Here is a 13,170-nt window from a genome sequence, read left to right on the forward strand (position 1 = left end):
CCGCAGGCCGGCTGCCCACCCTCCCCTCCCCCACCGAGCTCAATAGATCAAAGTCTCGTCACTGCGTTCACGCCCGATTGACGCTGCTGTCGACGACCCGTGACGCTACTGGAACTGCATGACGGCCACTCACCGTTACTGATCGTGACTGCCGACACCGAGATCAACGATGATACATGTCGTCCAAGAGTGGAATGCCCATGACAACCGCGATCTTCTCGACCAGATGTTCAGGATGCGAGCCCGGGTCTTCGGGACGAGACTGCAGTGGGACGTGGCGTGCCGGGACGGGTCCGAGCGGGACGACCTCGATGGCGCGTCCCCGGCCTACCTGATCAGCGCGGACCGGGACCGGCACGTGAACGGCTGCTGCCGGCTGCTGCCGACCTCCGGGCCGACGCTGCTGGCGACGTGTTTCGCCGATACGCTGCCCGACGCGTCGCAGCTGTCCGACGGCTCGATCTGGGAATGCACGCGCTTCTGCGTGGACGACGGGTCCTGCGCCCCGGCGGTCGGCGGCATCGGGCCGATCACGGCCGCCCTGGTGCGCTCCGCCATCGGCCTGGCCCGGGCCAACGGCATCGACACCATCCTGGCCAACGTCAATGCCGCGACGGTGCGCATGTGCCGTCGGGCGGGATACCGGATCGACATCCTGGGCGTCACGCACCGGTTCTCCCCCTCCGTCTATCTCGCCGCCTTCCCGGTCGCGGCATGCGGCGCGGTGCTGGACCGCGGTGTGGTCCCCCTGGCCGAGGCCGCACCGCCCCCCGGCCGGTTCCCCGACTTGCGGGGCGCCAACGATTTGCGGGGCGCCAACGACCTGCGGGGCGCCAACGAGCAGCCCTTCTCGCCCTGGAAGAAGGTGTCGTGACGAGCGGCCCGGCCTAGGCCCGCCGGGGCAGCATCGGCTTGCTCCGGGTCGTCCCGGCGGCTCCAAGCCGACGACACCCGTCTCGATTCGGCGCTGGAGCGAATGCGCCGAAGGCGAAAGCGCTCCAGCGTCTCCGTCTCGGGTCGGCCCATCACGAAGCTGGCTCGGACGGACGTGGCACGTGTTCTCCCGAGCGTCCGCCGCGGCCATGTCCGACGTTTCGGGAGACGTTTGAGCCTTGCAAGAGCACTCTCGCCACGCGTGGCCCCAGGGTCACGCACGACGCGGGGTGCTGCCGGCATTGCCGGTCGACGGCCGACAGGGGATGTTTCGCCTCGACCCGCCGCCCCTATCGCTCCCGGTCCTGCCGCGACCGCGTTCTGAGCCGGTCGGCCTGTCGGTGTACTGATCGTGGCGATGAAGGAGCGTCGAAAATGGACCCACATTCGACCGCCCATGGTCGGCGATGCATTCTGTTCTTTTCACTGCTCTCCCCCTTGATCGTACCGCGGGACGCCAGAGCGGAGACCTTGAACGCTGTTCTGTCATTCACCGAAGTGGTAAACCGGATCAGTTCGACGACACATTTCTATGGCCAGCCGCGGATGCTCGACCTGAGTGTCATCGACCGATCACGTGTGTTTGACTGGAATGCCCGGAGGCCGGGGCAGCCGAATGAGCGTGCACGGGATCTGAAAGGGTCCATCGGGACACCGATCCAGATCGGGGCGACCTTCATCCTCTGGCGGTTCGGCGGCCCGAAGACCATCGTCCGCGAGACAAGCTTTCCGAGCTTCTTGGAGACGATCACCATCGCATTCCATCGCGGCGGCTGCGACGCGAGCGTCGCGTACCGGCTCAAGCCCGGCACCACGTCTGTCGGCATCGACAATATCGAGACCGGTGCCTCGCTCCCGATCACCAACCTGACAGCAGAGAATGTCCACTGCAGCCTCGGGGCGTCAGCTGTCAGCTAGAGCCGTTGCCGCTCGCCTCGGCTCGCGACTTCAGCTCTAGTGCCATGTTTTTGCGAGCATCTTCACGCGATCAGGTGACTCGACCTGATCGCGATCTGCTCTAGCGTACGCTACGGTGGCGCGAACCGCCGGCGGGCCGTGGTACGGTGCGGGTGAGCAGGGAGAGTGCGATGGACGACCGTGGCCAGCCATCGGATCGGATGTTCGACCAGGTCGAGGCGGCCGTGAGCCAGGCATCGGCCACACGCGGGCTGCCGGGCGTGTCCATGAGGATCTCACGCGCCTTCGACCATGGGGTGCCGACATTCATGTCCCTGCACGAGGCCAAGCGCCTGCGCGACGCCCTGGACGCCGCGATCCGCCTGGCGGAGCAGACCGAGACGAGCGAGAACAACCCACCTGCCGCGCTCTACGGCAACATCGAATGAGCCGCCCATAGGCGGCGCGCCCATATCGCGATCTGAACCTCTTCAGCCAGCCTCACGTTGCAGGCCAGGAGGATCGAACGATGACCAAGGAATCCGATCAGGACGGCGATGCCACGGCCTCAAAGAAGAGGGCCGATCCCGTGGCGGCCGGGAGCGAGGACCTGACCCATGCCGGGGGCCCATCGTCCGGCGAACCGGGCGCGGGTGGCGCAGGCTTCGGGTCGGGCACGCCGCAGAAAGGCAGCGCCAAGCCGAGCGGCCACGGCGCCAAGTCGGAGGCCCCGATCTCGAACGACGTGGCGCCCATCGTCCATACGGCGATGGACGGCGATGTGCGGTCCGTCGAGGAGCACGCGCACAGGACGACCCGTCCCGGCGCCGATGGCTGACGCCTCGCGCCGCGGCGAGTGAGCCGCAGGCTGGCGGCTCGCTGTCCGGCCCCGTTTTCACGACGGCGACGTGCCGACGGCGCGCGCCCGACATCTCGAACACCGATCACCAAGGATACGACGCCATGACGAAGCCGAGCACGTCCGATTTCCTGGCCGCAGCCGATGCGGCATACAGCGGCCATCCCGCGAGCACGTCCGGATTGTCCGTCCTCACCGGACCCAGGGGCGGGCCGGTGGAGGCGACCAAAGCCGCCGATGGTTTCCATGGCGTGGCGCTCGAAACGGCGTCGGGCCAAGTCATCATCGCGTTCGAGGGGACGGCGCTGAGCGACTTGCAGACCCGCCCGACCTTCGTTCAGGCACAGCTCGCCGGCGATGCCGCGATCGCCAAGGGTCAGGACGCCGCGGCCTATGCCGATGCGCTCCGCTTCGCCAACCGTGCCGTTGCGGCAGCTGAAGCGCAGGGCATCGCGCCGTCGGACATCTTCGTCGATGGCCACTCCTCCGGCGGAGCCCAGGCCGAATACGTCGCGGTCAAGACCGGGCTCGCCGGGGACACGTTCGGCGCGCCCGGCATCCCCGCGGCGGACATGAACACCGGCGTGCGGTCGCACCTCACCAACTTCGTCGACTACGGCGACCCCGTGGGCAATTACAGCGACAACCCGGACCGCATCGGCAACCTGCTGATGGGCGACGGGATCGAAAGATACGGCAGGCCCACCTACGTCGGGCAAGCGTCGGACGCGCGCAGCCTCGCGGCTGCGGACAGACTCTACGGCACGTCGCCGGTCGGCTCAGCCGCGGCGGCAGGCCTCGTCGTGCAAGGCATCGTCAACCACCACCAGATCGGAGCCTATGCGGCCGACCTCGGCGTGACGTTGCCGGGCGGCAACGAGGCGGGGGGATCGCAACTCACTGCCGCCGACATCCGGAGCGCGGTGTCGGCCATCACGGGCACGAGCGGCCCGGCCACGGGAGGCGTCGGAAACGTCCTGACCGGGCTCGGCCTCGATGCGCCGGTCGGATCGTCGTCGATCGAGAGCCTGCTTGGCGCGGGCGCCCACCCGCACGGCCACTTCGGCTGACGCGCTCCCGCCGGACCCCGCCGTGAGCGAGATCGGCACGAGGATCGGCTCGGAGAGCATCTCGGCTCGGCGTGAGCCTGGGCGACCTGCTTGGCCGTGAGGTCATCGGGGGAGCCGCGGCCCCGGGGTCGCCCCCGGGATGGGGCTCCCCCGAGGCGGTGGCGATGGGCGCGGGCAGATCCCCCTCAGTCAGGTGGAACTCGCTGTCCGTGGCGGGCACGCCCGCCGGGTCGCGCAAACGACCCTCGGCATCGGTCATCCACCTCTCGGAGCGGCGGCGGTCCCTGCCGTCCGGGCGGCATCGCAACCGCGTCGGAGGCGCCCTCGCGCACCTTCACGGCAACTGCGCGCAGCATCGCCGTCGACGGGTGCGAGGGCACTGCCGGGCTGTCCGTCGGCGCCCCGCTCGGTCATCTCCAGCCGGGCCGTGCCCAGGCCGGGCAGGATCGGTGCAACGAGGCGGCCAGCGATGCGGATGGCGACGCTGTCGAGGTCGAGGGCGACCAGTTGCTGCCAGGACCATAGCCGGGCACGGTCGCCACGATCTGCCGAACAGTCCGATACCCGGGTCCAATCGCCCGAACCGCCACGGTGCCGGCCGCTCCGGTGGGCGCCTACGTGAGCGTAATCTGCTCAGGGGCGGAGAGGCGCATCGGCAAGGGACGGTCGGCGGCGATGCGCCGGGCCCGAGCGGTGGCGAAAGCGACGCGGCGGACGCCCGGGGTGGTCCGTGTCTTGCGGCGGTCTCGACTGAGAGCCGTCGAGGTGCACCGATGTTGAACACTTTTGTCTCAAGCGCAAACTTTGTCGCGGGCCGGCTGATGTCCGGAGTCGTAGCCCTGTCCCTCGATCACCCGATCGTGCTGTGCGTCATCCTGGCGACGTTGGCCGGAGCGTCGCTCGCCGTGTTGCTCGATGTGGTCGCCGATCACATGGAGGCGAGGTCTTCAAGCCGTGAAGACCACGAACGACCGATCCGACTGCGGCGTTCGTGAGAGGGAGCATGTCCGACCTGCCCGCCAACGACAACGTTGCCGGCACGATCACCCCCGACGACCTTCTGGTGGTGATGGTGCTGTTCGTGATGTTCGCAGGCGTTGTGGGGCTCGCCGCCTACATGTTCGGCGGCACGGACGACGTGGTGGGATTGCTGCGGAAATAGCGGGGCATGCGGGACATGTCCCGCCGTGTTGGAGGCCCCCCGCGATTGTACCCCCCCGTGTTGCAGGTCCAGCGGGGGATCGAACGACCGCATGGGGGCTCCGTCGACACGCGGGAGGACGGCGACCCGCTCCGACCGCCCACGCTGGCGCCCTCCCGGCGGATCCCGGTCGCCAAGGCCTGGCTGCCGCGCGTGCGATCCCACGTCTCCGGCACGCTCCCGCGACGCCCGTGCTGGCCTCCCGTGTCCACCCGAAGGTCGCGAGCGAGCGCCTGGGGCCCTCCACGGCCGGCATCACGCCCGCCCTCTACCGCCCTGTGCTGCCCGGCATGCGGGAGGACGCGGCAGCCCGCCTTGACGACGCCCCGCAGAACGCTCTAAGGAAGCGTCGACCGCAGGGCGTTGGATAGCAAAGCGGTAGCGAAACCGGGTTTCCGGCCCAGCTACCGAGAGCCAAAAACACAAAGCCCTCAGGCACCTGGAGAGGTGGCAGAGTGGTCGAATGCACCGCACTCGAAATGCGGCATGGGTGCAAGCCCATCGGGGGTTCGAATCCCTCCCTCTCCGCCACTCACGTCAGTACCGGCTTTCGATCCCTCGAGAGTTCCCTAGCTCGGCTAAACAACCGCTTCATCCTCGTCTATTTCGGTCTATTCCAATCGACCTCCGAAAGTGGGATGCGGAGTGGGATGGGGTGGCATGGCCGGTCTCCATTGACAGCCAGCTTGCGATCTTTTCCGCTCCAGGGCCGTCCTGCGAGGCCTGCAGGCATGACCTCGGCTCCGCTTCAGCCGATGTTTGCCTCCATCGGCAACCTCGTTGGCGAGTCGAGCGCATAACGCTTTTCAACGTGGAAAACGGCTTCCGAGCGTTGCGGTTGAAGGCGTATGGCCGGCACGGACCCGTCACCGTGGTCGATCACGGCATCATGATCTCGGCCGGCGAGTGGGTCCAGGTCGTCCGCACAAGGGGCAACGACTGCACGCCCGCCCTCCAGTAGGAGGCCAACATCCTCGTGACGACCGTGCCCACCACGCTTGCCGGCCGCTAGAAATATGTCGCATCGGGCGTGATGCGCGGCATCGGCTTCAATACGGCGGACCAAGTCGTGGTGCGGCTCGGGATCGCCAAGGATGCCTGCTGGCCTTTACGACGCCGCGCGCGACATCGCCGAACGCCTCCGCGTCCTCGGCGACGGCGAACCGCCTCAGCTCGCCATCAACGTCCAGCTCGCCGTGCCGTGGCTGGAGAACCGCGCGGGGATCACCCTGGCCCCGACCCCGGCACGAGGCGCTCCGCCTCGCCGCGGCGAGCAAGCCCTCGTCATCACGGCGGCTCCCGAGAGCAGGCGTCCCTTCGCGATCCGCTCCTCCGTCGCGGGCTCGTGGAGCGCGGGCCGCCTCTTCATCGGGCCGACGGTGCCACCCGCGATGGCCGGATGACACCCGACCCTTTTTCCGAGCCTGCCCCTGGACAAAATGACCAGCCTCGAAGGCGTGGATTTCGCCCAGTCTCGGCCCAACTAAGTTGCTGATCACTGGACCGCTCGGGCTTCCCGTGCGGACGGCAGGTCGGGACGGGAGATTTCCGTTGGTCGAGAATCAGTGGCCGGTTCTGCTCTCTCGGCTGGACTTCGGCTGGATCACTACGCTGCACATCCTCTACCCGCCGCTGACCATCGGTCTGGCTACCCTGCTCTTCTTTTCGGAGTTCCGCTGGGTGCGGAGCGGCAACGATCACTGGTACCGGCTGTGCCGGTTCTTCGAGAAACTGCTCATCGTCAACTTCGCCGCCGGCGTCGCCACCGGCATCACCATGGAGATGGCCTTCGGCATCCTGTACGGGCCCTTCTCGCAGGCGGTCGGGCCCTTCTTCGGGCAGGTGCTGGGCTATGAGACGATAACGGCCTTCATGTACGAGGCGGGCTTCATCGGCCTGATGATCTTCGGTTGGGGCAAGGTCTCAAAGCGCATGCACCTCTTCGCCACGTTCAATGTGGCGCTGTCCTCGGCTTTTTCGGCCATGTGGATCCTGGTCGCGAACTCCTGGATGCAGACCCCCACGGGTGTGACGATCCACGACGGCGTCTTCACCGTGAAGGACTGGTGGTCTGCGCTGGTCAACCCGGACGTCGTCTACGCCTTCCCGCACATGCTCGTCGCCTGCCTCGAGCTTTCGCTCGCCGTGGTCATCAGCATCTCTGCCTACTACCTGCTGAAGCGGCGCAATGTGTCGACCTTCCAGAAGGCTTTCAAATACGCGATGCTGGTGCTGGTGCCCATCGCGGCACTGCAGATCTACCTCGGCGACGGCATGGGCCTCACGGTGGCGGAGGACCAGAAGCCCGTGCTGGCCGCCATGGAAGGTCACTACGACACCTACAACCCGGACGGCAGCGTCAACACCGGGTGGCACGTGCTCGCCTGGCCGAACGCCGACAACACCGGCAACGCCTGGGCCATCACGATCCCGCACGTGCTGAGCTTGCTGGAAACGCACAGTTGGGACGGCAAGGTGACCGGGATGAACGCGTTCCGGGCGAACGACCGGCCCTCCGTGCCGATCCCCTTCTACGGGTTCCGCGTCATGGTGGCGGTCGGCTTTGCCATGTTCGGCCTGTCGCTATGGGGCCTGTACCTCTGGTTCCGCGGGCGTCTGGCCGCCGAGACGGTCACGAGCCACCGCTGGTTCCTGCGGGCGGCCGTGGCGTCGGCCTTCCTGCCCTACCTGTCGGTGTGGGTCGGCTGGTGGACGCGCGAGGTCGGGCGGCAGCCCTGGGTGGTCTACGGCATCATGCGCACCGCCGATGGCGTCAGCCGCATGTCGAACGCGCAGGAGCTGCTGTGGCTCGGCTGCTACGTGGTCTTCGAGCTGGCCGTCTGGGGTTCCACCTGGTGGTTCCTCAACAAGATCGTGCGCAACGGTCCCGACATGACGAGCCCGATCCCCGGCGACGGCGATCAGAACCTCGGCGAACTCGAGGACGCGCCGCGCTTCAAGCACGACGCCAACCCCACGCCGTCCCCGGCCTGATCCACACCACCGACCACCGGCACGAGACCCGACGAGATGATCAACACCCTGACCGAGACTCAGCACATCCTGGCTGTCGGCTGGTGGATGGTGGTGGGGTTCTCCGTCCTCCTCTACATCATCCTCGACGGCGCCGACCTCGGCGCCGGCATCTTCTCGCTCTTCGTGCGCGACGAGGACGAGCGGGGCGCCATCATGGAGGCCATGGCGGGGACGTGGGACGCCAACGAGACCTGGCTCATCGTGGCGGGGGGCGTCCTGTTCGGCTCCTTCCCCTTCGCCTACGGGTCCGCGCTGCATTACCTGATGATCCCGCTCATGATGGTCCTGCTCGGCGTCCTCACCCGGGCCGTGGCGCTGGAATTCCGACACCTCGCCGCCACCTGGAGCCGCCGCTTCACCGACTACGCCTTCGGCCTGTCGAGCCTCGCCGTGTCGTTCTTCGGCGGCATGGGCGTCGGCGCCGTGCTGCAGGGTTTCCCGATGACCCACCCGGAGCACGGCATCCCCGCCTATGTCGGCGGCGCGCTGCGCTTCGCCACGCCCTTCAGCGCCTGGACCGGTGTCGCCGCCGTGGTGGCGGTCAGCCTGTCGGGCGGCCTCTTCGTGCGCGCCCGCTTCGAAAAGGGCGAGCCGATCCGCCGCCACGCGCGGGGCTGGACGCATGTCTCGTTCTACCTCGTCACCGTCACCGTGATGGTCACGGTGATCTGGAGCGCGCTGATCTTTCCCTGGGCCTGGAACAACTGGACGGGCCGCTACTTCTGGGCCTGGGGCCTGGTGCTCGCCGCGGCCCTGTTCTCGACCTACCGCATGCGGGTCGCGACCTTTGCGGACCGCGATTTCCGCGCCCTGCTGTGGCTCGACGCCACCATCGCCATCATGATGGGCGGCATGCTGGCCACCATGTATCCCTACATCGTCCCCGGCACCTGGACGGTCTACGACGCCGCCAGCCCCGAGATCTCGATCGTCACCTTCCTGCTGACGGCTGTCGGGCTGTTCCCGGTCATGATCATGTACAATTGGTACCAGATCTGGGTCTTCCGCGCCCGCGTCGCCAAGTTGGTCTCGCATTGAGCGTCGGGACCGCCGCCCTGCGCGCGGCCTGGAACCTGCGCGTCCTGGCGCTCTTCCTGCTCGGCCCGGTGGTCGGGGTCGTCCTCGTCTCCGTCGTGTTCGGCATGCCGGAGGGGCTGATCCGCATCGCCGCCGTCGTGTTCCTGTTCAGCCTCGCGACATTCGGCATCTTGGTGCGGGGCGAGTTGCGGCGGCTGATGGTGCCCCGCCGGCCGCCGGCCGGCTAGAGCAGATCGCGATCAGGTCGAGTCACCTGATCGCGTGAAGATGCTCGCAAAAACATGGCACTAGAGCTGAAGTCGCGAGCCAAGGCGAGCGGCGACGGCTCTAAAGCGCTTTCGCCTTCGGCGCATTCGCTCCGGCTCTCGGATCGAGAGCAAGTTCTTCGGCTTGGAGACGCCAAGGCGACTCGGAGAAAGCCGATCCCGCTCTAGGAGCCGCCAGGTGCCGTCCCATTCCGCCCCCATCGATCGCGCCACCGGCAAGGCGCTCGACGCTTGGCTGCGCGGGTTCGCGGCCCGCGTGCGCGTGCCCCTGTCGGCCGCAGTCGCGGCCGGGACGCTCGGCGGCCTGCTGATCGTCGCCCAGGCTTGGCTGCTGGCGCGCGTGGTCGACGGCGTGGCGATGCGCGGCCTCGGGCTCGACGGTTGCTGGCCCTGGCTCGTGGGCCTCCTCGCGGTCTTCGCCGGCCGCGCCGCCGTGTCGGCGCTGACCGACGCCATCGCGTTCGAGGCCGGCGCCCGGGTGGCGCTGGACGTGCGCGCCACCGTGATCGACCATATCGCGGCACTCGGCCCCTGCTTCACCCGCGGTGCCCGCACGGGCGAGCTCGCGACGGCCGCGGTCGACGGCGTCGAGAACCTGAGGCGCTACTACGACGGCTACCTGCCCGGGACTGCGCTGGCCGCCGCGGTGCCGGTCGCCATCCTGGCCTTCGTGGTCCCGCAGGACTGGATCTCCGGCGCCGTGATGGTGCTGACGGCGCCGCTGATCCCCCTCTTTATGGTGCTGATCGGCAAGGGGGCGGAAGCGCTGAACCGGCGGCAGTGGCGCCAGCTGGCCCGCATGAGCGCGCAGTTCTTCGACACGATCGAGGGGCTGACGACGCTGAAGCTGTTCGACGCCAGCCGGCGCGAGGTCGAGGTCGTGGCAGCCACGGCCGAGGACTACCGGCTGCGCACCATGGCGGTGCTGCGCGTGGCATTCCTGTCGTCGCTGATGCTGGAGTTCTTCGCCACCGTGTCGATCGCCATGGTGGCGGTCTACGTCGGGTTCCGCCTGTATTTCGGCGAGATGCACTTCCTGCCGGGCTTCTTCGTACTGCTGCTCGCGCCCGAGTTCTTCCGTCCGCTGCGCAACATGGGCACGCAATACCACGCCCGCATGGAAGCGATCGGCTCGGCCGAGGCCATCGTGGCATTGCTGGGGACCGAGCCGCCCGCCGCCGCCTGGGGCGACGCCGAGCTGCCCACCGGTGCGCCGCTGGAGATCGTCTTCGAGACCGTGAGCTTCGGCTACGCGCCGGATGCGCCCGTGATCCACGATGTCGGCTTCCGCATCGCGCGCGGCGAGCGCGTCGCTCTGGTGGGCCCCTCTGGCGCCGGCAAGACCACGCTCGGCCAACTCCTGCTCGGCTTCGCCCAGCCCGATGCGGGGCGGATCGCCATCGACGGCCTGGACCTCCGCACCCTGTCGCGCGCCGCCTGGCTGCGCCGCGTCGCCTGGCTGCCGCAGCGGCCGACGCTGTTCCACGGCACGCTGCGCGGCAACCTGCTGCTCGCCCGGCCCGACGCCACTCCGGCGGAGCTCGACCGGGCGCTGGCTGCCGCGGGCGCGGACGCGTTCATCGCGGCGCTGCCGCACGGCCTCGACACCGCGGTCGGAGACCGTGGGCAGGGCCTGTCGGGGGGCGAGATCCAGCGCATCGCGCTGGCACGCGTCTTCCTCGCCGACGCCGACATCGTCGTGCTCGACGAGGCCAGCGCGGGCCTCGACGCCGACACCGCCGCGCTGGTGACGCGCTCGATCGCGGCGCTGTCGCCCGGCCGCATCGTGCTGGTCATCGCGCATCGGCTCGACACGATCCGGGAGGTGGACCGCGTGCTGGTGATCGAAGACGGGCGCGTCGTCGAGCGCGGCCGGCCCGGCGAGCTGATGGCGCGCGGCTCGCGCTTCGCCGGCATGGTGGGCATCCTCGAAGGAGCCGACGCTTGAGGGACGCCCTGCGCCTGCTGCGCCTGTTCCAGCCTTACGTGGGCTGGATGCTCGCCGGCGTGGCGGTGAACGTCGCCGTGGTGCTGGCCAACGTGGCGCTGCTGGCCGTGTCGGGCTGGTTCATCACCGCCATGGGCCTGGCGGGCTTGGGCCTGACGACGTTGAACTACTTCACCCCGGCCGCCGCCATCCGCGGCCTGGCGGTGTTGCGCACGGTCGGGCGCTACGTCGAGCGCCTCGTCACCCACGAGGCGACCTTCCGCCTCATCGCCGGCCTGCGCGTGTGGTTCTACCGGCACCTCGAGCCGCTGGCCCCGGCGCGGCTGCAGCACTACCGCGGCGGCGACCTGCTGAGCCGCATCCGCGCCGACATCGACAGCCTCGACAACCTGTACCTCCGCGTCGTCGCGCCCACGGCGGCGGCGCTGGTCTCGTCCACCGCGCTGGTGTGGTTCATGTCGCGCTTCAGCGTCCCGATCGCGCTGCTCGATGCCGCGGCTCTCCTCGCGGCCGGCGTCGGGCTGCCCTTGGCGGCGCGGCGGCTCGGGCGCGGACCCGGGGCGCGCGCGGTCGCCACCCGTGCCGACCTGCGCGCCGCCGTGGCCGACGGCGTGCGAGGCCTGGGCGAACTCGACGTCTGCGGCGCCGTGGCGGCCCACGCGGCCCACGTCGCCCGGAGGAGCCGGGCGCTGGCCGACGACAATCGCCGGCTGGCGCGCCTCGGCGCCGCCATGACGGCGCTGTCCGGCCTCGCCGCGCAATCGGCGCTATGGGGCGCCCTCGTGCTGGCCATCCCGCTCGTGCGCTCGGGCGCCCTGACGGGGCCGGACCTCGCCATGGTGGCGCTGTTCGTGCTGGCGAGCTTCGAGGCGGTGGCGCCGCTGCCGCTCGCCTTCGGGGCGCTCGGCGAGACGATGGCGGCGGCGCGGCGCATCTTCGAGGTGGTCGACGCCGCGCCGGCGGTGCGCGACCCGGCCCGACCGGCGGCCGTGCCGCGCCGCTTCGACCTCCGGGTGCGCGGCCTCGGGATGCGCTACAGCGACGATGGACCCTGGGCGCTCGACGGCGTCGATCTCGACGTGCCGCAGGGCGGGTCGGTCGGCATCGTGGGCCCGTCTGGCGCCGGCAAGACGAGCCTCATCAACGTGCTGCTGCGCTTCCGGGACTACCAGGAGGGCACCGTCGAGATCGGCGGCGTGGCCCTGCGCGACCTCGACGGCGCCTCGGTGCGCAACCTTTGCGCCGTGGTGGCGCAGGATACCCACCTCTTCAACGCTTCCGTGCGCGACAACCTGCTGCTGGCCCGGCCCGACGCATCCCCCCACGACCTCCGCGAAGCGCTGCGCGACGCCGGCATCCTCGACGAGATCGAAGCGCTGCCGCAAAGCCTCGACACGTTCGTGGGGGAGGCGGGGACCCGTCTGTCGGGCGGCCAAGCGCGGCGCGTCGCCATCGCGCGGGCGCTGCTCAAGGATGCCCCGATCCTGGTTCTCGACGAGCCCACCGAGGGGCTCGATGCCGCCTCGGAGCGCGCCGTGCTGCGCGCCCTCGACCGGCTGATGGTGGGCCGCACCACGCTTCTGGTGACGCACCGGCCGCAGGCGCTCCGTCATGTCGACGCGGTGTTGCATCTCGAACGCGGCCCGCGTGCGAGGCCGCGAGACCTCCCTCTCGTTGCCGGGATGGGAACGACGCGACAGGGATCAAACACCTAGAGCAGTATCGGCTTTCTCCGAGTCGCCTTGACGACTCCAAGCCGATAAAACTGCTCTCGATTCGAGAGCTGGAGCGAGTTCACCGAAGGCGAAGGCGCTCTAGGTGTGAGCTTTCCATAGGTTGTCCATCCGATCCGAACCGAGGAAGCTGAGGTTGCGACGCTTCAGCCCCAAGGGAGGGACCGGATGAACATCCACAAGAATGCC

Annotated in this window: 13 protein-coding genes and 1 tRNA gene; all 14 read left to right on the top strand. The window is 69.1% G+C overall.

The window, feature by feature from the left end; genetic code table 11:
- The first annotated feature begins 169 nt into the window (after window positions 1-169).
- The 14 genes from D3272_RS02190 to cydC all read left to right on the top strand — a co-directional run bounded on the left by D3272_RS02190 (window position 170) and on the right by cydC (window position 12,963).
- Window positions 170-874, top strand: a complete 705-nt coding sequence (locus D3272_RS02190; protein ID WP_129217414.1) for an acyl-homoserine-lactone synthase — start codon at window positions 170-172, stop codon at window positions 872-874.
- A gap of 530 nt (window positions 875-1,404) precedes the next feature.
- Window positions 1,405-1,851, top strand: coding sequence for a hypothetical protein (locus tag D3272_RS02195; RefSeq protein WP_129217415.1), 447 nt, complete (start codon window positions 1,405-1,407; stop codon window positions 1,849-1,851).
- A 170-nt stretch (window positions 1,852-2,021) separates the two neighbouring features.
- Window positions 2,022-2,279, top strand: coding sequence for a hypothetical protein (locus D3272_RS02200; protein WP_129217416.1), 258 nt, complete (start codon window positions 2,022-2,024; stop codon window positions 2,277-2,279).
- Window positions 2,280-2,359: 80 nt separating this feature from the next.
- Entirely contained in the window at window positions 2,360-2,668 is a 309-nt protein-coding gene (locus D3272_RS02205; protein ID WP_129217417.1) for a hypothetical protein, read from the top strand.
- Between the two features lie 125 nt (window positions 2,669-2,793).
- Window positions 2,794-3,759, top strand: coding sequence for a hypothetical protein (locus D3272_RS02210; RefSeq protein ID WP_129217418.1), 966 nt, complete (start codon window positions 2,794-2,796; stop codon window positions 3,757-3,759).
- A 773-nt stretch (window positions 3,760-4,532) separates the two neighbouring features.
- Window positions 4,533-4,754 (top strand): hypothetical protein, encoded by a 222-nt coding sequence (locus D3272_RS02215; RefSeq protein ID WP_129217419.1) that lies wholly within the window; start codon window positions 4,533-4,535, stop codon window positions 4,752-4,754.
- An 8-nt stretch (window positions 4,755-4,762) separates the two neighbouring features.
- On the top strand, window positions 4,763-4,921 hold the full coding sequence (locus tag D3272_RS27105; protein ID WP_165361178.1) for a hypothetical protein: 159 nt from the start codon (window positions 4,763-4,765) through the stop codon (window positions 4,919-4,921).
- A 480-nt stretch (window positions 4,922-5,401) separates the two neighbouring features.
- Window positions 5,402-5,491: transfer RNA gene (locus tag D3272_RS02225), tRNA-Ser, on the top strand.
- A 563-nt stretch (window positions 5,492-6,054) separates the two neighbouring features.
- Complete coding sequence (locus D3272_RS02230) at window positions 6,055-6,363, top strand: hypothetical protein (protein WP_129217420.1); 309 nt, start codon at window positions 6,055-6,057, stop codon at window positions 6,361-6,363.
- Window positions 6,364-6,511: 148 nt separating this feature from the next.
- Window positions 6,512-7,954 carry a cytochrome ubiquinol oxidase subunit I gene (locus D3272_RS02235; RefSeq protein WP_129217421.1) on the top strand — a complete coding sequence of 481 codons (1,443 nt, stop codon included), beginning with the start codon at window positions 6,512-6,514 and terminating at the stop codon, window positions 7,952-7,954.
- Between the two features lie 36 nt (window positions 7,955-7,990).
- Window positions 7,991-9,034, top strand: a complete 1,044-nt coding sequence (locus D3272_RS02240; RefSeq protein WP_129217422.1) for a cytochrome d ubiquinol oxidase subunit II — start codon at window positions 7,991-7,993, stop codon at window positions 9,032-9,034.
- A complete protein-coding gene (locus D3272_RS02245) occupies window positions 9,031-9,261 on the top strand; it encodes a hypothetical protein (RefSeq protein WP_129217423.1) in 231 nt (76 codons plus the stop codon). Before D3272_RS02240 ends, D3272_RS02245 begins: the two co-directional genes overlap by 4 nt.
- A 217-nt stretch (window positions 9,262-9,478) precedes the next feature.
- On the top strand, window positions 9,479-11,248 hold the full coding sequence (cydD, locus tag D3272_RS02250; protein WP_129217424.1) for a thiol reductant ABC exporter subunit CydD: 1,770 nt from the start codon (window positions 9,479-9,481) through the stop codon (window positions 11,246-11,248).
- Window positions 11,245-12,963 carry a thiol reductant ABC exporter subunit CydC gene (gene cydC, locus D3272_RS02255; RefSeq protein WP_129217425.1) on the top strand — a complete coding sequence of 573 codons (1,719 nt, stop codon included), beginning with the start codon at window positions 11,245-11,247 and terminating at the stop codon, window positions 12,961-12,963. The genes cydD and cydC overlap by 4 nt, the downstream gene beginning before the upstream one ends.
- Window positions 12,964-13,170 lie beyond the last annotated feature (207 nt).

This window comes from Lichenibacterium ramalinae (genome assembly GCF_004137085.1).
In the GTDB taxonomy this organism is placed as follows: Bacteria; Pseudomonadota; Alphaproteobacteria; order Rhizobiales; family Beijerinckiaceae; genus Lichenihabitans; species Lichenihabitans ramalinae.